Genomic DNA, 18,900 nt, shown 5'->3' with positions numbered 1-18,900 from the left:
TCCCGCTGCTCCTCCACGCGGGCGGGCCATCACCCAAAGGCGCACTCCGGTGCGCCTTTGTCGTTGCGGCGCAGGGACATCGACAAGCGCCCTGCTGGCTGCGACAGCCTGGCGATTGGTCACCCGTGCATGGGGGGCTTACAATCGGCGCCCCTACTGGCAACAGCTGCCCCGGAGCTTCGAATGTTCTCGCGCGACGTCCGACTGGAAACCTACGACCCCGAACTGGCCAAGGCCATCGCCGCTGAAGCCGGCCGCCAGGAGGATCATGTCGAGCTGATCGCCAGCGAGAACTATTGCAGCCCGCTGGTGATGGAAGCGCAGGGCAGCCAGCTGACCAACAAGTACGCCGAAGGCTATCCGGGCAAGCGCTACTACGGTGGCTGCGAGTTCGTCGACATCGCCGAGCAGCTGGCGATCGAGCGCATCAAGCAGGTGTTCGGAGCAGACTATGCAAACGTGCAGCCGCACAGCGGTTCGCAGGCCAACCAGGCGGTGTATCTGGCGCTGCTGCAGCCGGGCGACACCATTCTGGGCATGAGCCTGGCGCATGGCGGCCACCTGACCCACGGCGCCAAGGTCAATGTCTCCGGCAAGTTGTTCAACGCCGTGCAGTACGGCGTCAACGAGCGGGGCCTGATCGACTATGACGAGGTTCAGCGCCTGGCCACCGAGCACACGCCGAAGATGGTGGTAGCCGGTTTCTCTGCCTACTCGCAGAAGATCGACTGGGCGCGCTTCCGCGCCATTGCCGACAGCGTTGGTGCGTATCTGTTCGTGGACATGGCGCACGTCGCCGGCCTGGTCGCCGCCGGCGTGTACCCGAGTCCGATGGAGCATGCGCACGTGGTCACCTCGACCACGCACAAGACCCTGCGCGGCCCGCGTGGCGGCATCATCGTGGCCAATGGCGCAAGCGAAGAGCTACAGAAGAAGCTGCAGTCGATCGTGTTCCCCGGTATCCAGGGCGGCCCGCTGATGCATGTCATCGCCGCCAAGGCGGTTGCGTTCAAGGAGGCGCTGGAGCCGGCGTTCAAGACCTACCAGCAGCAAGTGGTGAAGAATGCCCAGGCGATGGCCAACACGCTGATCGCGCGTGGTTACAAGATCGTCTCCGGGGGTACCGAAAACCATCTGATGCTGGTCGACATGATCGGCCGCGACGTCTCCGGCAAGGACGCAGAAGCCGCGCTCGGCAAGGCGCACATCACCGTCAACAAGAACGCGGTGCCCAACGATCCACGCTCGCCGTTCGTCACCTCCGGTCTGCGCCTGGGCACCCCGGCAATCACCACGCGCGGTTACAAGGAGCAGGACAGCATCGACCTGGCCAACTGGATCGCCGACGTGCTGGATGCGCCGAGCGACGAAACCGTGCTGGCGAAAGTCCGCGACGCGGTGACCGCGCAGTGCAAAAAGTATCCGGTGTATGGCTGAGGTGCCGGGATTGGTGATTCGGGATTGGGGATGCGCCGCAGGCGCGTCCTTGCTCCTGCTGTTGCCAATCCCTAATCCCCACTCTCCAATCCCGGCACCCTGATGCACTGCCCCTTCTGCCAGCACAACGACACCCGCGTGATCGATTCGCGGGTGTCCGAAGACGGTACGACGATTCGTCGGCGCCGCGAGTGCGAGGCGTGCGGTGAGCGTTTCAGCACGTTGGAAACGATCGAACTGAAGTTGCCCACCGTGGTCAAGAGCGACGGTGGGCGTGAGGCGTTCGATGCGCGCAAATTGCGCACCAGCTTCGACCGCGCGCTGCAAAAGCGGCCCGTCGCCGAAGAACAGATTGAAGCGGCGGTACGCGCGGTCGTGCATCAGCTGCGGATGTCCGGCGAGCGCGAAGTGGGTTCGTTGCGCGTGGGCGAATACGTGATGGTGGAGCTGCGCAAGCTCGATCATGTCGGCTATGTGCGCTTTGCCTCGGTTTACCGCAGCTTTCAGGACGTGGCCGATTTCCGCGAGGAAATCGAAAAGCTCGAACGCGAACTGCCGGTCGGCAGCGAGCAGTTGCCGCTATTGGAAGCAGCCCTGGAACGTGCCGGCAAACCCGGCAAGCGGTGAGCGCGGTGCGCATCGCCTGCGTCGCAGAAACGCCGGAGCATTTGCCTGCGATTGCGCAAGCGCATCTGCAGGCCTTTGGCGCGTTGTTGCCGGACTGGAACTTCGACGAAGCGCTGAGCGAATTGCGTAGCCATACGCGCGATGGCGTGATTCCCACGAGCTGGGTGGCGCTGGATCAGACGCAGTGGCTGGGTTCGGTGAGCCTGCTCGAAAACGACGATGCACGCATCCGGCAATGGTCGCCCTGGCTGGCCTCGTTGTATGTGCAGCCGCAGGCACGCGGGCAGGGCATCGGCGAGGCGCTGGTGGCGCATTGCGTACAGGCCGCCGCGCGGCTGGGCGTGCCGCTGCTCTACCTGTATTGCCAGCCGGCATTGGCGCCGTTTTACCAGCGCCTGGGATGGCGAACGCATACCGAATTTTTGCTGGGCCCGATGCAGATTGTGGTGATGTGCATCGCGCCGGGAGTGGCAACGCAATGAGTGAAACAGCAGCGATCGCGAGTGCCGACGACCACCGCTGGATGGCGCAGGCGTTACGCCTGGCCGAGCGGGGCGCCTACACCACGCGCCCCAACCCGATGGTGGGCTGCGTGATCGTGCGCGATGGCGTGCGCGTGGGCGAAGGCTTTCATCAACGTGCCGGCGGCCCGCATGCCGAAGTCTTCGCGCTGCGTGCAGCCGGCGAGCTGGCGCGCGGTGCCACCGCGTACGTGACGCTGGAGCCGTGCGCGCATTACGGGCGCACGCCACCGTGTGCGTTGGCCTTGATCGAGGCAGGTGTGAAGCGTGTGGTTGCGGCGATGGCCGACCCGTTTCCGCAGGTCAACGGCGGTGGCTTTGCATTGCTGCGCGAGGCCGGAATCGACGTGCTTAGCGGCGTGATGCAAGCCCAGGCGCGCGCTTTGAACCAGGGCTTTCTGTCGCGCGTGGAGCGTGGGCGGCCGTGGCTACGGGTCAAGCTCGGCGCCAGTCTGGACGGACGCACTGCGCTGGCCAGCGGCGAATCCAAATGGATTACCGGTCCCGACGCACGTGCAGACGTGCAGCGCTGGCGTGCGCGCGCCGGCGCGATCCTTACCGGTGCAGGCACGGTGTTGGCCGACGACCCAGCGATGACGGTGCGGCTGGGGGATGGCAGCACAGTCGTGCCGCCGCTGCGTGTGGTGCTGGATGCCGGCTTGCGCACAGTGGCGTGCAAGAACATTCGCGATGGCGATGCGCCAACGTTGTATCTGCACGGCGATGCTGTCGTTCCAGACGCGTTGGACGGCGCGGAATTTGCTGCGATGCCCTTGCGCGCCGGTCGCTTCGATCTGGCCGCTGTGCTGGTATTGCTGGCCGAGCGCGGCATCAATGAAGTGCATGTGGAAGCCGGCGCCACGCTGAGCGGCGCCCTGTTGCAGGCCGGGCTGGTCGATGAGCTGTTGGTCTACATGGCCCCGGTGCTGCTGGGCGAGACCGCACGGCCGCTGCTCGCTGGCCTTGGCATCGAAACGATGGCGCAGCGGCATGCACTGCAGCTACGCGATGTGCGTCAGCTCGGGCAGGATCTACGTCTGCACTACGTGCCGCCAGCGGCGGTGTAAGTGCAAAAAAAAGGCCCCGCATGCGGGGCCTTTTTATTAGAACCTGTTCACGATCTTCGCAGATCAGTGCAGACTATGCGGATGCGCCAAAAGACCTATCCGAGTGACATGAGCCGGGAGCAGTTCGCACACGTGCTGCCGATCCTGGAACAAGCGCGCAAGCGCACCAAGCCACGCCGTGTGGATTTATATGAGGTGTGGTGCGCAGTGTTGTACGTGCTGCGAACCGGTTGCCAATGGCGAGCGCTACCCAGCGACTTTCCGAAGTGGCGGACCGTGCACTCGTACTTTGCCAAGTGGAGCGAGTGCGACGATGAGGGGGTGAGCCTGCTGGAGCGGGCGCTCAAAAAATCAGGTTGGCGTGGCCCGCGTGAGACAGGGGCGCAACGCTTGCACCAGGTTCTTGATCGTGGACGCGCAGAGCGTCAAGAACACGGACACAGCTGGGCAAAAGGGGTATGACGCAGGCAAGAAGGTGTCGGGCATCAAACGGCATATCGCTGTTGATAGTCAGGGGTTGCCCCACGCAATCGCGGTGACGACGGCGGAGGTGACCGACCGCAAAGGTGCGCTGCAGGCGTTGGAGCGCTGTCAGTCAAACCTGACGCTTGTACAAAGCTTACTGTGCGACGGCGGTTACACCGGAGTACCGTTTGCCAGCGGCGCGCGAGAGATTTTAGGCGAGCAGCTCACGGTGCAGATTGCCAAGCGCAGCGAACTGCACACCTTCAAGGTCATGCCCAAGCGATGGATTGTCGAGCGTAGTTTTGCTTGGCTGGAGAAGAACCGAAGGCTATGGAAGAACTGCGAGCGCAAACTCAACACCAGCCTGCAGTTCATCCATTTGGCCTTCTTGGCACTGTTACTCAGAAGATTGTGAACAGGTTCTTAGTGCGCGATGCCGGTCAGAAGCTTGCACGCACGCCGACGCGGTACTGGTTTGCGTTGTCGATGAATTGGGCTTCACCAACCAGGCCCCAGGTCGGGGTGAAGTTCACCTGGCCACCCAGGGTGCCCACGAACTCCCCTTCGTCCACGTCGCTGCCGTCGATGTAGCCGGCCTTGATCCAGGCTTCGGTGCGCGGCGAGGGCTTGCCACGCAGGCCCAGGTTGGCCCAGCCCAAGGTGGTGGAGTCGGAGCTACTGCCCAGCGAGCGGCCGCGCTGGCGCAGGTCCGCATCGACCTTGGTGCGCAGCGCGCTGATGTCGGCGATGAACTCGACGCGCTCAGTCATTTCCTGGCGGTAGCCGATACCGGCGTTGGCCTGCGTCAGGGTGCTGTCGACCGTGAAGCCGGCGCCGAGGTTGAAGTCCTTGGTGGCGCGCTGGTAGCCGGCGAAGACGTAGACCGGCTGGGCGATCTGCCAGGAACCGCGCAGATAGCCGCCATTGATGCCTTCGTTGCCATTATTGACGTTGAAGTCGGTACGGTTCCAGCCGCCTTCGACATAGTTGTAGCTCAGGCCTTCCGCAGAGGCGGCAAACGGGGCGGCAGCCAGCAGGGCGGCCAGAATCAGGGTAGTACGCATTGGATGGTTCTCTCCGAAGTGATGTCCGTGTCTCCGCCCCGTTGCGAGGCGGAAAATGCGACGTCTCCCGTCGCGGCGGGTAATTTAACAGATCCTTCACAAAGCTGGCTATGGGAATTTCCCGACACGACACAGTGTCCCGTCAGCCTCACCTGACGCTCAGCCACTGCGCCGAGGTGCGCTGTTAAACTGCGTCGGCCGGTTCGCCGGCACTTACGAACGTCTTCAGGGCGGGGTGCGATTCCCCACCGGCGGTGGGCACGCGCAAGCGTGCGAGCCCGCGAGCGCTTCGTCGCGATGGTTGGCACTGCAGTGTCGGGCATCGCGCGAAGGTCAGCAGATCCGGTCCGATGCCGGAGCCGACGGTATAGTCCGGATGAAAGAAGACGGCCACCGTGCAGCCTTGCGGCTGCGCGCGCGCCTGTTTGCTTTGCCTTGCGGCGTTTTTCGCTCAACTTCTGCGAGAAACGACTATGTCCATGCACCACCTGCCGCGCTGTGCCGCGGTGTTCCAGCGCTCCATCTCCGCGGTGTCATTGCTGCACGCGGGAGCACGCTGATGTTTACCGGAATCATTGAAGGCGTTGGCCAGCTGGCGGCGCGCCAGCCGCAGGGCGGCGATGTGCGTTTCACCTTCGCCACTGGCAATTTGCCGTTCGACGCGGTGCAACTGGGCGAAAGCATTGCAGTCAACGGCGTGTGCCTGACGGTCATTGCGTTCGATGCCGGCAGCTTCCAGGCCGATGCCTCCACCGAAACTCTGTCGCTGACCACGCTGGGCGCGTTGCCGGAAGGCGCACTGCTCAATCTGGAGCGCGCGATGCGGGCCACCGACCGTCTTGGCGGGCATCTGGTCAGCGGGCATGTGGATGGTCTGGGCCAGGTGCAATCGGTGCATGGCGATGCACGTGCGCAGCGCTGGCGGTTTGCCGCCCCATCATCGGTATTGCGCTATGTGGCCAAAAAAGGCTCGATCTGCGTGGACGGCGTCAGCCTGACCGTCAATGAGGTAGACGAAGACGGCTTCGAGGTTGCGTTGATTCCGCACACGGTGGCCAATACTGCATTTGCGCAGACCGCCGTCGGCGCGGCGGTGAACCTGGAAATCGATCTGGTGGCGCGCTATGTCGAACGCCTCCTCGGCACACGGGGTGCGGCATGAACTTCGCGCCCGTTCCGGAATTGATCGAAGAACTGCGCGCCGGGCGCATGGTGGTGATCGTCGACGACGAAGACCGCGAAAACGAAGGCGATCTGATCATGGCCGCCGAGTTGGTCAAGCCGTCGGACATCAACTTCATGGTGACCCATGCGCGCGGGTTGGTATGCCTGTCGCTGACCCGCGAGCGCTGCGCGCAGCTGGGCCTGGCGCCGATGGTGCGCAACAACACCGCGCAGTTCCAGACCAACTTCACCGTCAGCATCGAAGCAGCCGAAGGCGTGACCACCGGCATCTCCGCCTACGACCGCGCCCACACCGTGCGCACCGCCGTGCGCCCGGATGCCAAGCCGCAGGACCTGAGCCAGCCGGGGCATATTTTCCCGCTGATTTCGCAGCCCGGCGGCGTGCTGACCCGTGCCGGCCACACCGAAGCTGCCAGCGACCTGCCGATGCTGGCCGGGCTGGAACCGGCCGGCGTGCTGGTGGAAGTGCTCAACCCGGACGGCAGCATGGCGCGTCGCCCGCAGTTGGAAGTGTTCGCACGCGAGCATGGGTTGAAGATGGGCTCGATCGCCGACCTGATCGCCTATCGCCTGGCCAACGAGCACACCGTCGAGCGTGTGGACGAGCGCGAGATCACCACCGAATTCGGCCCGTTCACACTGGTGACCTACCGCGACCGCATCGCGCACGACCTGCACTTTGCATTGGTGCGCGGCAATGCGGATCCACAGACGCCGACACTGGTGCGCGTGCAGGTGGAAAACCCGCTGGCCGATCTGCTGCACTGGCAGCGCGACGATTTCGGCGTGGCGGCTACCGATGCGCTGCGTGCGATCGCCGCCGAAGGGCAGGGCGTGATGGTGGTGCTGTCGGCCCCGCGCGACAGCGAATCGCTGTTGGCGCGGCTGCGCCAGCAACCCGAGGCCGCGGCCAACGCCAAGGACGTCAGCCAGTGGCGGCGCAATGGTGCCGGTGCGCAGATCCTGGCCGAGCTGGGCCTGGGCAAGCTGCGCGTGCTGGGCACCCCGCGCCGTCAGGTGGGGTTGGCCGGGTTCGGGCTGGAGGTGGTGGAGTATCTGGAATGCCACGCCGGCGAAGGCCTGCGTTCGGTGGCGCCTTCCGCCGTGCCCTGAGATGGCTGCGAGCCGTTACCAACCGCAGTCATTTGATCCATTTTTGATGGCCCTCTTGCCGTTGCCGGCGCTGACGCGTGGCTGACAGCGCGCAGCCGCCAGGGGCTGCGGTTGTGTCCCGGCACGGTGGCCGCCGGTGTCGGCGACCGGTTCCAGCCGAAGGCTGCGCCAGCTGGCCGCGCAGACGATAGGTGCCATTGCACAGGTTCCTGAAGCGCATGGCCAGGTCTGCTTTGGCGGACCCGGCCTGCACGCGGCGGCCGGGCCTGGCCCCGGCAGCTGTTAAACTTCCCGCCCCCTCGAGCTGCCGACCCGCATGACCCACTACGAAGGCGATCTTCGCCCCACCACCGCGCGCTTTGCGATCATCGCCAGCCGCTGGAATGCCCGCATCACCGACGCGCTGGTCACCGGCGCGCGCCAGAGCCTGGCCGGCAACGGCATTGGCGAAGACGCCATCGACGTGATCCGCGTGCCGGGCGCCTGGGAAATTCCGATCGCCGCCAACCGCGTGGCGCAGTCCGGCCAGCATGGCGCGATCATCGCGCTGGGCTGCGTGATCCGTGGCGATACCCGCCATTACGAACATGTGGCCGACCTGTGCGCCGAAGGCCTGATGAGCGTGCAGTTGCAGACCGGTGTGCCGGTGCTCAACGGTGTGCTGGCCGTTGAACGCGTGGAAGATGCCGAAGCGCGTGCCGGCGGCAGCCACGGCAACAAGGGCGAGGAATGCGCGCTTGCGGCGCTGGAACTGGTGAACTTGATGGAGTTGTTGCCATGAGCAAGCCCGGTGGGCACCCACGCCACGGCCGTCGCGACGGCATCGACCCGGTGCTGCGTTCGCGCGCACGCAGGCGTGCCTTGCAGGCGGTGTATGCGTGGCAGATTTCCGGTGGCTTCGCCAAGCAGGTGATCGGCCAGTTCGCGCACGAGCAGGCGCACGAAGTAGCCGATCTGGCCTACTTCGAAAGCCTGGTTGAAGGCGTACTGAGCAACCGTGCCGAACTGGATACTGCGCTGACCCCGTATCTGGACCGCGGCGTGGAAGAGGTCGATGCGATCGAACGCGCAGTCCTGCGTCTGGCCGCCTACGAATTGCTGTACCGCCAGGACGTGCCGTACCGCGTGGTGATCAACGAGGCGATCGAAACCGCCAAGCGCTTCGGCTCCGAACACGGGCACACCTACGTCAACGGCGTGCTCGATCGTGCGGCGGTGGAGTGGCGCAAGGTGGAGTCGGGCGCCTTAGGCGCCGAGATTCGGCATTCGTGATTCGTGATTGGCAGCCAGCGCAGGTCCCGCCCGTGCAAGGTGGGAGCGCCTTCGCTTGAGCGGCGCAGCCGTGGCTTGATCGACGCCACCTGCTCTGCCGCATCCACCGATGGTGCAGCTGGCCAGCCGTCATGCCGCCCCTCGCAAAGCCTGCTGTGACCAATCCCCAATGCCCAATCCCAAATCCCGGCCCTTCAAATGCCCGAATTCGATCTGATTGCCCGTCTGCGTGCGCGCATTGCCGCGCGTGCCGATGTGCCGTTGGGCATTGGCGACGATGCGGCACTGCTGCAGCCGCCGGCTGGTGAGCAATTGGCGATCACTGCCGATACGCTCAATGCCGGTGTGCATTTTCCGCAAGAGACGCGCGCCGACGATCTGGGCTGGAAGACGCTGGCAGTCAATCTTTCCGATCTGGCAGCGATGGGCGCGCAACCGCGTTGGTGCACCTTGTCGTTGTCGCTGCCGCACGACGATGCGGCGTGGGTGGATGCGTTTGCCGACGGTTTTTTCGCGCTGGCCGATGCGCACGACATCGTGCTGGTCGGTGGCGACACCACACGCGGGCCACTCTCGTGCGCGGTGACGGCGATCGGCAGCGTACCGCCGGGTGCGGCGCTGCGTCGCGACGGTGCGCGTCTGGGCGATGACGTGTGGGTAACCGGCGCGCCGGGAGAGGCCGCTGCTGCGTTGGCGCTGTGGCAAGCCGGGCAGCTGGAGGTGACCTGCATGGCTGCCGAGCCCTTGTATGAACGGTGGCGCGGCCGCCTGCTGCGTCCGCAGCCACGCGTGCAGGCCGGGCTGCGTTTGCGCGGGCTTGCGCATGCCTGCGTGGACATCTCCGACGGGCTGCTGGCCGATCTGGGGCATCTGTGCGAACGCAGCGGCGTGGGCGCGCAACTGACACGTGCTGCCTTGCCGGCGATGCCGCGCAGCGCCGGGATCAGCGCATTGCAGTGCCTCGGCTGGCAGTTTGGCGGTGGCGACGATTACGAGCTGTGTTTCACCGCCGCGCCGCAGCACCGCGATGCGGTGGCGCAGGCAATGGAGTTCGCCGAGGTAGCGGCAACGCGCATCGGCCAGATTGTCGCAACGCCCGGCGTGGTAGTGCACGACGCCGACGGCAACCCCTGGCAACCGCCGCAGCGCGGCTACCAGCACTTCGTCGGCTGAAACGCTCGCGGCCGAGGTGATCCCTGCCCGGGTGACTGCAGGTCCGGCACTCCCGACTCCGATTCCCGCACCTTGATCCATACCGTACCGTCTGGTACGTTCGCGATGTTCTCCCCCGAACCACGGATGCATGGCAGTTGCCGCTGGGCTATCCCGGCCCGGCCTCGCGTGGGAGAGAGCAACATGAGCAAGCGTTGGATCGGAAGCATCGCCGCATTGGCGTTGCTGGTGGCTTCGGCGTCGGCAGTGGCGGGCGCCTTCAGCAAGACCTACGAACGCATTCCCGGCTGGGATGGCGCGCAGATGGGCGCACTGGTGCTGGTACCGCAGGGACAGGGTGCCGGGCCGTTTCCGCTGATCGTGATGCCGGCCAGTTGGTCGCTGCCCAATCTGGAATACCTGGGTCGCGCCAGCCTGTTGGCCAGCGACGGCTACGTGGTGGTGAGCTACACCTCGCGCGGATTCTGGGATTCGGCCGGGCAGATCGACATCGCCGGGCCGGACACGGTGGAAGACGTCAGCGCGGTGATCGACTGGGCGCTGGCGCATACGCCGGCCAATCCGAACGCGATCGGTGCGTCGGGCATTTCCTACGGTGCGGGCATCAGCCTGCTGGCGGCCGAGCGCGACCCACGCATCAAGGCGGTGGCTGCGCTCAGCGGTTGGGCCGATCTGGAAGCGTCTCTGTATTCCAATCGCACTGTCAGCCAACAAGGCGTCGGGCTGTTGGTCGGCGCGGGCGCGCTGACCGGGCGGGCCGGGCCGGATCTGGCGCAGATCGGCGCACGCGTTGCGCAAGGCGATTACGACGGCGCGGTGCAGGGCTTCCTGCCGCAGGCCGCATCGCGCAGCCCGGCCACCGATGTGGCGGCGCTCAATGCGCGCGGCACTGCGGTACTGCTGGGCAATGCGTTCAACGATGGGTTGTTCCCGCCGAACCAGACCATCGCATTCTTCAACCAGTTGCGTGGCCCGAAACAATTGCTGCTCAGCCAGGGCGATCACGCCACCGCCGAGCTACCCGGTGCGTTGGGATTGCCGAACGAGGTGTACACCGCGACCACGCGCTGGTTCGATCGCCATCTCAAGCAAGTCCGTAACGGGGTGGATACCGAAGCGCCGGTGCGGCTGTCGCCACGGGCCGGGCAATGGTTGGACTATCCGGACTGGGCGTCGGTACAACAGGAAACCACGCAACTTGGCCTGTCCGCACCTGCCGGTTTGCTCAGCCCGACCGGTGGATTGATCGGTGGGACCTCGAGCGGATGGCAGTCGGGCATCGTCACCGACGTACCGACCTTGGCCGATTCCGGCGTCGTGCTGGTCAGCGGTTTATTGCAAGGCATCGGCGTGCCGGTGAGCACCTCGATTCCGCTGGTCAACCGCGCAGGTGCCGCAGTATGGGTCGGCTCGCCATCGAGCAGTGCCCGGCGCCTGGCCGGAAGCCCCTCGCTGCGCGTGACCGTCGTACCCAGTCAGTCGAAGGTGAGTCTGTTCGCGTATCTGTATCGCATGGATGGTCTGGGCGTGGCGCAACTGATCACACACGCGCCATATTCGTTACGCAATGCCACGCCGGGACGCGCAGTCACGCTGGACTGGACGCTGCAGGCGGCAGCAACCGAAATTCCCGCAGGGCAGCGGCTGGTACTGGTGATCGATACCCGCGATGTGCGTTACACCGATGCCAGCGACGGCGGCGGCACGGTGACATTCTCCTCGCCGGTGGCAACACCTTCGGTGTTGAACCTGTCGTTGCGATGATGCTTCGATTTGCGTGCAGCGCGAAGCGTCGTCTTGGAGACGTAGTGGATATCGATTCTGCATGCGAAGAAGGCATCGTGTGACGCATCAGGTGTCGCAAGTCAGGCAGTTGTCATGAGCTCAGAACTCGCCGTTCGGGAAGGGAATGGCTAGCTTCGATGATTAAGCTCTTTAGCTTCATAGATTCAGAGCTAAAAGATTCAGCTCTGTAACGTTTCTGCGTGGCCCTTGCCCGCCCACCATCGCAGGACACGCTGCAAGTACGTCCATGTAGCTCTGGCGCGGCATCCATGCCGCTCAAGGTCCCGCGACGGTGGGCGGGCAAGGACCAGGCGAGATGGTCGGTGTGCACGGTAGGAGCCGTGATTGATGCGCATTGTTCGATCATGACGCGCCGGCTCAACACCGGATGCGCAACGCGCTACAAGCAGCTTTCACGCGACCACCGGCCAACTGTGTGGCGCGGTGTCCTCACCGCGCCTTCGACGCCTTGCGTTTGCTGCAAGGACCAGTTGAGACGGTCGGTGTGCAAAGGTTTTAACCTGCAGTCCGCTGACTTGCTGGTGTGAGGAGGGCATCACGCCTTCGCCCATGTTTCAAGCCGAAAACGTGTGTGGTTCGGCGGCAAATGCGACCGCCAGGGCGCCCTTGCCGACGTTGACCATGCCGGTCAGGCTCATCACGCTTTCGAACAGTTCTACACCATGGGTCTGGCAGGCGCTCTGCAGCGCTTTGTAGCCGGGCAGGGCGTGCAACTCGGCGAGTTCGCCGCCGTAGCCGACGCACACTGTCGGGGTCATCAGGCCTTCGCGGATCTTGCGTACGGTAAAGCCGAACAATTTTTCTGCCGAAGGCTCGAAGCCCTTGAGCTTGGCCACCGGCTCGGTGACGCCGCGGTAGGCGCGCAGCACCGGTTTGATGTCCAGCGCGCTGCCCAGCGCAGCACCGATCAGGCCGATGCTGCGGTCGCCCTTGGTGCGTGCACGTGCACGCAGGTAGTAGAGATCGCGCGGGATCATGTAGCCGTAGGTGTGCTCGGCCAGGTGTTCCAGGCGGGTGCGGATGGCCGCGACGCCCTGGCCCTGCTCGCGCAGGCGGACGGCTTCCACCGCAGTGATGCCCTGGCCGGCGAACAGGTTGAGCGTGTCGACCACCCGCAGCGCAAACGGCGACGTGTGGCCGGCGGCCTGACGGATCGGCTTGTAGTCGTTGAGGATGGCGAAGCTGGCCTGCATGGCGTTGTCGAAGATCTGGCTGCGCAGCTTGGAAATGGTCAGGCAGAACACGTGGTCGTAGTCGATGACCAGCTGTTTCAGGAACAGGTCGCGGATCTGGTTGACCGAAAACGGCGTGGTCTCGGCCTCGTGGCCGCGCTCGGCCACATGCGCCTGAAGAAAGCTCAGCGTGGCTTCTTCGTCGCGATGATCGGCCAGCACGGCCTCGCCGATGCGCACGCTGATTGGCAGCACAGTCACGTTGTTGCGTTGAATGAAGTCCTGCGGCAGGTCGCACGCACTGTCCACCACGATTCCGATACGCATTCGTCGCTCCCTTCGGCTCTTGCGTTGTCTGCAGTGCGAACGCTATCGCAAAACGGCCCCGACGCGTTGGCCTGATGTGGGGGCGGTTCGAGGGTGCAGAGGGCGGGGGGGCAGCCGGGCAGGCCGCATGCACCGCCATGCCACCGCTCTGGAATTACGGTGCATCGACAGGTAGCGCCACAACCGGCATGCGTGGGCGTGGTGGTGGCTGCGTATGTGGCTCTGCAGCATTCGTGGCCACAGCGCTCTGGCGTCTCTGAGCGGTACATGCATCAGCGTGCCGATCCAGGTGACTAACTGAGAGCCAGCGCACGCTGCGAGTGCAGGGTAGCGCCCGCTATCCTGCTCGGCTGCACAGGCCTGCCGGAATCGCTATAGCTCCCCTCACGACGCCGCTGCTAGGGTTCAACTCCACCGCCGCAAGGCGGATCCCGACGGCGCCGTACTGGCGCTGCCGCGCTGAATCACGGAGAGTCAACATGCACAACAGCCCATCCAGCAACCTCATCCAGACCGGCGCCCGGGCGCCGACGACGCGGCGGCGCGCATCGCGCTGGTGGACCGCGGCGCTGGCCATCGGTCTGGTGGCACTCGCCCCGGCGGCGCTCGCCGGGCCGTACAAGATCTTCGGCAACCACTATGCGTGGGTGAACAATTTCAACGATCCCAACAACATCATCCAGGGCACCTTCGGGACCGGCAGCACGCCCGAGCTGACGGTCACCTTCAACTTCGCCGACTACAACCTGTACGGCTACCCGGCGATCGTGCGTGGCTGGCACTACGACTGGAACCCGACCAGCGACAAGCTGTTTCCCAAGCAGATCTCGTCGATCAGCTCACTGCCCTTCAAGTTCAACTACAGCGCTGGCGGCACCAACCTGGCGGGCGATTTTGCCTACGACATCTTTTTCCGCTGGGACACCGCCAAGGGTAATCCGCAGCTGGAAGTGATGATCTGGGGCGACCACAACTCCTGGCCGATCGGCACCGTGACCGCGACCAAGGTCATCACGGCGGGTGGGCGCACCTTCGACCTGTGGGAAGGCTTCAATTCCGGTGCCGGCTATTACGTCTACACCTTCATCCCGACCGGCACCGCCGGCCAGCCGACGCTCAAGACCAGCGGCAGTCTCAACATCGACGCCAAGCCGTTCCTGACCTGGTTGCAGAACAACCGCTCCAAGGATGGCCGCTACAACAACAGCATGTATCTGCATGCGGCCGAAGCGGGCTTCGAAGTGGTGCGCGGCAATGGCTGGGCCAAGGTCAGCGCGACCATGGACGCCAAGTAAGCGCAGCGTCTAACGTACTGTGCGGGCTGCCGGCACTGGGTGGCTCGCACACACTTTTGAGGCATGGGCACGTCGCAATCTGCGCGCTGCCTGTCGGTGCTCGGTAGCGAGTACCTGCGAAGCTTCGCTACACACCACACAATGAAGTGGTCGCATGTGCGGCGCGTGCAGCGCCGGCGTCGCACATCGGATGAGGCCACCGTGAGCGGTTTACATGGATGGCCACGTCTGCAATCACCTCCGGTGGTGTTGCCTACAACGCACCACGTGCCGCATCAATGTCGGCCATCCATTGTCTGCGCTTGCCCAGCACGAAGCGGTGTGCATTGCCATCGTTCAAGCGCACCGCCAACGATGTGGGCGCGATCGGCACCAGGCCGAGCAGGCGCGTCCAGCAGGGCTGCACTGCCACGATTTGCCGCAGGGGCACGCTCAGCGAGCGGGTCTGCACGTTGAACGCATGCGGCTGAAACAGCAGCGCGTCGGCGGTGAGAATCAAGCGCCCGCCCACTGCCTCCATCCCGCGCTGCAGATTGGCGGGGGCCTGGCGCAGCACGTTGCGATCAATCGAACGCAAGCCACCGCCTTGAAACAGCGAACTCACGGTCGCGCAACGGCGGTGCGGGCACACGGCATCCGCCGTGGCAAGACACCGCGGCTGTCGAACACGGCCAGGAGTGGAACCGGAGACATGCGATAGGCCTGATGGGCTGCATCACTGCAGCGACGGCCGCCAGCGAGACGCGGCACCACGCCATGAGAGCACATCGCCCATGTACGCCAGACCACCGCCGATCAGGTATATCAGCAGATCGTGCAGGGTGGCGGTAGTGCCGAGCGCGATATAGGCAACGCTGCCGGGGAGCAGGCCAGCGTGATGCTGACGAACGCGGCGCGCCCAGGGCACGCCGCGTTCGCTTATTTCAGATACGCGCGCGGTAACGGGCCGGCCTGCTGCATGTAGCGGTCGCGCAGCTCGCTCTGGCGCGAGCGCATCGGCATGTCGCGACCGCCCAGCCAGACCTGCTCGGCGTAGTGCGCAACATCCAGCGGGTCGCCTTCCCACAGCACCAGGTCGGCCTGCTTGCCCACGGCAATGCTGCCGATGCGATCGCCCACGCCGAAGATCTCCGCCGGCACACGGGTCAGGCCGGCCAGGCCCGATTCCCACGGCAGACCATTGGCGACGGCATTGCCGGCCAGCTGGCGTAGCTTGCGTGCGTTGTGCGAGGCGTCGCCGTTTTGGGTAAAGCTGACCTCCACACCGGCCGCGCGTAGACGTGCGGCATTTTCCAGCGTGGCGCCGATCTGGTCGAAGGTCGAGGGCAGATCCGCCAGTGCATCCACCAGCACCGGCACCTTGGCCTGCGCCAGTTGCGGCGCGAGCTTCCATGCCTCGGCGCCACCGGCGATGGCGATGCGCACCTTCTCGCGCTGCGCCCAGCGCAACAGCTGGCGGATGTCGGCGGCCCGTTCCACCTGCACCACGATGCGGCCCTGGCCGGCCAGGTACCTGGCCAGCACATTGCGGCCGACCGGGGTCAGCAAGGCATGCGGCGAATCGGCCTGTATGCGGCCGCGCGCTTCGGCAACCAATTGATCCAACAGCATCCACTGCGCTGCCCGCGAGCTGCCGGTGAGGTCGGACGCCGCTGCACCGATGCGCAGAAACAACGCATGCGGGCCCACCGGGTCGGGGCTGCCATCCAGCCGCACGATGCCGCCCTGGCCGGCAATGAAGGCGCCGCTGGTGGTTGCGCCCAAGGCGGTGAAGCCGATGCCTTCCACGCGCGCCACCGGCACCAGCACCGAGTCGGGGTTGTAGGCCAGGGTGACGTCGAATTCCGGGCGCATCGGTTGCTCGGCCAGCTTGATACCGCTGTCCACCGTGCTCTCTTCGCCGGAGACTTCTTCAATGCCGATTTCGGTGATGCCGCCGAACAAGGCAGGCGTCAGTGGCCGGCCTTTGGCTTCAACGACGCGGCCATCGGTAGGGGCTGCCAGGTTGCGGCCGATGGCGCGGATCACGCCGCCCTGCACCAGTACATCGGTGTTCTGCAGCGTGCCCTGCGCAGTGGCAGTGTGCACGGTGGCGCCGCGAATCAGCACCTGCTGGCCGAAGGCAGGCAACGCAAGCGCCGCCGTGACCAGCGCCGCGATCACACGCAATCGCGGGCGTATAGCGGTTGCGCGGCTCATCGTGCCACCTCCTGGCCGAGCATGAAGTCCGACACCGGTTGCAGCGCACGGTTATGCCGGTCGTACACCTGCGCGCCGTCGATATACACCTGTTCGGCCAGTGCATAGGAACTGAAAGGATTACCGTTCCACACCACCACATCGCCCATCTTGCCCGGCTCCAATGCGCCGGTCTGCTGCTCGATGCCGAGCGCCTTGGCGGCGTTGCTGGTGAGCCAGCGGATGGCCCGTTCGGGCGGGATCTCCATGCCGCTGCGGCGCGCGTTGGCGATCACCTTGGCGGCCTCCTGGTTGAGCCGCTGGATGCCTTCTTCCGAATCCGAATGCACGATGGCGCAGCTGTTGGCCGGGCGATCGACCAGTGCGATGTTTTCCTGGATGCCGTCGAAGGCTTCCATCTTGAAGCCCCACCAATCGGCCCACAGCGCGCCGCAGACGTTGTCCTGCGCCAGCCGGTCGGCCAGCTTGTATGCCTCCACGCCGTGGTGGAAGGCGGCGATGTGGAAGCCGAATTCCTTGGACAGGTCCAGCATGGTGGCCATTTCATCGGCGCGGTAGCAGTGGATGTGCACGCGGATGTCGCCATTGATGGCGCCGGCCAGCGTGTCGAGCTTGAGGTCGCGCTTGCCGCCGGCATCGCCGCTGCTGTCGTTGTCGCCGCCGCTGCTCCACCAGTGACGCTTCTTGGCGGCTTTCTTTTTCGGTGCGTTTTTCTGCAGATACTCGGCCGCGTCGATGAACGCAGCGCGGTAACCGGCCACGTTGCCCATGCGCGTGCCGGGGCCGCCTTTCTGGCCGTACACGCGTTTGGGGTTTTCGCCGCATGCCATCTTCAGGCCCCACGGCGCGCCGGGGAACTTCATGCCCTGGTAGGTGGTGGAGGCCACGTTCTTGAGCGTGACGCCGCGCCCGCCGATCAGGTTGGCCGAGCCGGGCAGGATCTGCAGCGAGGTGATGCCGCCGGCCAGCGCGGTGCCGAAGCCGGGATCCTGCGGCCAGATCGAATGCTCGGCCCACACGTTGGGGGTGACCGGTGCGGTCATCTCGTTGCCGTCGCTATGCGCGCTGACGCCCGGGCTGGGGTACACACCCAGATGCGAGTGCACGTCGATGATGCCGGGCGTGACCCACTTGCCGGTGCCGTCGATGCGGCGTACATCGGCCGGCGCCTCGAGTGCGCGGCCGACGGCAGCCACCTTGCCATCGCGCAGCAGCACGTCGGCATCGTCCAGCCGCTGGCCGGTGCCGGTGAGCACCGTGGCGTGCTGGATCAGCACCGGACCGGACGCAAGCGCACGGTAGGTGCTGGGGTAGGGGTCTTGCACGAAGCGCGATGCGGTCGACGCCGCAGACGCAGGGCCGCAAAGCACAGCCGCGCCCAGCGCGGCGAACAGGATGGAACGCATGGATTTCCCCGGTAAAACGAAAACGTCAGCCGCAAACCTAGCTGTCAGCGGCGTGCTTGCCAAGTGCTGGACGTGGGGCGGCGGGCTCATCACATGCGCCAGTGCATGCTATGCGGCATTCGTCAGGGGGAATGCCGATGATTGCCAAAACAGAACGCAACAAACAGGCCGATGTGGTGTTGGCTTTCTGGGAACTGGCCGGCTCGGCCCGCTGGTTCACGCACAACGACGCCTTCGATGCCAACTTTCGCCAGCATTTCAGCGAGCAGCATTTTGCTGCCGCGCGTGGCGAATACACGCAGTGGATGGCGCGCGCCGAAGATGCGCTGGCCTTGCTGATCCTGCTGGACCAGTTTCCACGCAATGCCTTTCGCGGTAGCGCGCATGCCTATGCCACCGACGGCTTGGCATTGCAGTGTGCAAGGCAGGCGGTGGAACGTGGCTTCGACCAGCAGGTTTCGGCGCAACTGCGCTTGTTTTTCTATCTTCCGTTCGAGCACGCCGAAGACTTGCAGGAGCAGGCGCGCGCGGTGGAGCTGATCAGCGCACTGGGCGATACGGAGACAACCCATTGGGCGCTGGAGCATCAGCGCATCATCCAGCGCTTTGGCCGGTTCCCGCACCGCAATGCGGTACTGGGGCGTATGACCACCGCAGAGGAACAGCAGTTTCTCGATGACGGCGGGTTTGCCGGTTGAACAGCGCTCGCCCTGAAAAGCGCTGCGAAACATGTGCCGACAAACAGGTCCGTGCAGGAATAATGCAGAATCA

18 protein-coding genes and 1 riboswitch are annotated in these 18,900 nt (G+C 65.0%); of the genes, 13 read left to right on the top strand and 5 right to left on the bottom strand.

What is annotated here, in order from left to right:
- The first annotated feature begins 183 nt into the window (after positions 1 to 183).
- The 5 genes from glyA (at position 184) to M3O59_RS17040 (ending at position 4,532) form a co-directional block, all read left to right on the top strand.
- On the top strand, positions 184 to 1,437 hold the full coding sequence (gene glyA, locus M3O59_RS17060; RefSeq protein WP_116905724.1) for a serine hydroxymethyltransferase: 1,254 nt from the start codon (positions 184 to 186) through the stop codon (positions 1,435 to 1,437).
- Between the two features lie 102 nt (positions 1,438 to 1,539).
- Positions 1,540 to 2,064, top strand: a complete 525-nt coding sequence (nrdR, locus tag M3O59_RS17055) for a transcriptional regulator NrdR (RefSeq protein WP_003490311.1) — start codon at positions 1,540 to 1,542, stop codon at positions 2,062 to 2,064.
- Entirely contained in the window at positions 2,061 to 2,546 is a 486-nt protein-coding gene (locus M3O59_RS17050; protein WP_064633892.1) for a GNAT family N-acetyltransferase, read from the top strand. Before nrdR ends, M3O59_RS17050 begins: the two co-directional genes overlap by 4 nt.
- The gene (gene ribD, locus M3O59_RS17045; protein WP_064633890.1) at positions 2,543 to 3,652 is read left to right on the top strand and encodes a bifunctional diaminohydroxyphosphoribosylaminopyrimidine deaminase/5-amino-6-(5-phosphoribosylamino)uracil reductase RibD; all 1,110 of its coding nucleotides are present in this window, start codon (positions 2,543 to 2,545) and stop codon (positions 3,650 to 3,652) included. The genes M3O59_RS17050 and ribD overlap by 4 nt, the downstream gene beginning before the upstream one ends.
- A gap of 81 nt (positions 3,653 to 3,733) precedes the next feature.
- A protein-coding gene (locus M3O59_RS17040) for an IS5 family transposase (protein WP_373419007.1) occupies positions 3,734 to 4,532 on the top strand; the annotation gives its coding sequence in 2 pieces (ribosomal slippage) (positions 3,734 to 4,005 and positions 4,004 to 4,532; 801 coding nt in all).
- 25 nt (positions 4,533 to 4,557) lie between these two features.
- On the opposite strand, the gene M3O59_RS17035 is transcribed toward M3O59_RS17040, so the two are convergent.
- Complete coding sequence (locus M3O59_RS17035; RefSeq protein WP_116906830.1) at positions 4,558 to 5,181, bottom strand: hypothetical protein; 624 nt, start codon at positions 5,179 to 5,181, stop codon at positions 4,558 to 4,560.
- Between the two features lie 217 nt (positions 5,182 to 5,398).
- Positions 5,399 to 5,573: riboswitch (FMN riboswitch) on the top strand.
- Positions 5,574 to 5,740: 167 nt separating this feature from the next.
- Between M3O59_RS17035 and M3O59_RS17030 the strand changes: the two genes are divergently transcribed.
- The 6 genes from M3O59_RS17030 (at position 5,741) to M3O59_RS17005 (ending at position 11,688) form a co-directional block, all read left to right on the top strand.
- Positions 5,741 to 6,343 (top strand): riboflavin synthase, encoded by a 603-nt coding sequence (locus M3O59_RS17030; RefSeq protein ID WP_116906831.1) that lies wholly within the window; start codon positions 5,741 to 5,743, stop codon positions 6,341 to 6,343.
- Positions 6,340 to 7,479 (top strand): 3,4-dihydroxy-2-butanone-4-phosphate synthase, encoded by a 1,140-nt coding sequence (gene ribB / locus M3O59_RS17025; protein WP_064633883.1) that lies wholly within the window; start codon positions 6,340 to 6,342, stop codon positions 7,477 to 7,479. The genes M3O59_RS17030 and ribB overlap by 4 nt, the downstream gene beginning before the upstream one ends.
- A gap of 316 nt (positions 7,480 to 7,795) precedes the next feature.
- Complete coding sequence (ribH, locus tag M3O59_RS17020; RefSeq protein WP_064633881.1) at positions 7,796 to 8,260, top strand: 6,7-dimethyl-8-ribityllumazine synthase; 465 nt, start codon at positions 7,796 to 7,798, stop codon at positions 8,258 to 8,260.
- Entirely contained in the window at positions 8,257 to 8,751 is a 495-nt protein-coding gene (nusB, locus tag M3O59_RS17015; RefSeq protein ID WP_116906832.1) for a transcription antitermination factor NusB, read from the top strand. Before ribH ends, nusB begins: the two co-directional genes overlap by 4 nt.
- Positions 8,752 to 8,949: 198 nt before the next feature.
- On the top strand, positions 8,950 to 9,924 hold the full coding sequence (gene thiL / locus M3O59_RS17010) for a thiamine-phosphate kinase (protein ID WP_116906833.1): 975 nt from the start codon (positions 8,950 to 8,952) through the stop codon (positions 9,922 to 9,924).
- Between the two features lie 183 nt (positions 9,925 to 10,107).
- Entirely contained in the window at positions 10,108 to 11,688 is a 1,581-nt protein-coding gene (locus M3O59_RS17005; RefSeq protein ID WP_116906834.1) for a CocE/NonD family hydrolase, read from the top strand.
- A 596-nt stretch (positions 11,689 to 12,284) separates the two neighbouring features.
- On the opposite strand, the gene M3O59_RS17000 is transcribed toward M3O59_RS17005, so the two are convergent.
- Entirely contained in the window at positions 12,285 to 13,229 is a 945-nt protein-coding gene (locus M3O59_RS17000) for a DegV family protein (protein ID WP_116906835.1), read from the bottom strand.
- 479 nt (positions 13,230 to 13,708) lie between these two features.
- Between M3O59_RS17000 and M3O59_RS16995 the strand changes: the two genes are divergently transcribed.
- On the top strand, positions 13,709 to 14,524 hold the full coding sequence (locus M3O59_RS16995) for a GH12 family glycosyl hydrolase domain-containing protein (RefSeq protein WP_116906836.1): 816 nt from the start codon (positions 13,709 to 13,711) through the stop codon (positions 14,522 to 14,524).
- Positions 14,525 to 14,777: 253 nt separating this feature from the next.
- On the opposite strand, the gene M3O59_RS16990 is transcribed toward M3O59_RS16995, so the two are convergent.
- The 3 genes from M3O59_RS16990 to M3O59_RS16980 form a co-directional block, all read right to left on the bottom strand.
- Positions 14,778 to 15,101: a hypothetical protein gene (locus M3O59_RS16990; RefSeq protein WP_064633920.1), complete on the bottom strand. Its 324-nt coding sequence runs from the start codon at positions 15,099 to 15,101 to the stop codon at positions 14,778 to 14,780.
- 341 nt (positions 15,102 to 15,442) lie between these two features.
- The gene (locus tag M3O59_RS16985; RefSeq protein WP_116906837.1) at positions 15,443 to 16,723 is read right to left on the bottom strand and encodes an amidohydrolase family protein; all 1,281 of its coding nucleotides are present in this window, start codon (positions 16,721 to 16,723) and stop codon (positions 15,443 to 15,445) included.
- Complete coding sequence (locus M3O59_RS16980) at positions 16,720 to 18,129, bottom strand: amidohydrolase (protein WP_116906838.1); 1,410 nt, start codon at positions 18,127 to 18,129, stop codon at positions 16,720 to 16,722. The genes M3O59_RS16985 and M3O59_RS16980 overlap by 4 nt, the downstream gene beginning before the upstream one ends.
- Before the next feature lie 131 nt (positions 18,130 to 18,260).
- On the opposite strand from M3O59_RS16980, the gene M3O59_RS16975 reads away from it, so the two are divergent.
- The gene (locus tag M3O59_RS16975; RefSeq protein WP_181920667.1) at positions 18,261 to 18,827 is read left to right on the top strand and encodes a DUF924 family protein; all 567 of its coding nucleotides are present in this window, start codon (positions 18,261 to 18,263) and stop codon (positions 18,825 to 18,827) included.
- Positions 18,828 to 18,900: the final 73 nt, after the last annotated feature.

The organism is Xanthomonas nasturtii (assembly GCF_023337365.3).
In the GTDB taxonomy this organism is placed as follows: Bacteria; Pseudomonadota; Gammaproteobacteria; order Xanthomonadales; family Xanthomonadaceae; genus Xanthomonas; species Xanthomonas nasturtii.
The sequence above is the reverse complement of the archived record's forward strand: the minus strand, read 5'-3'. Positions and strand labels throughout refer to the sequence as shown.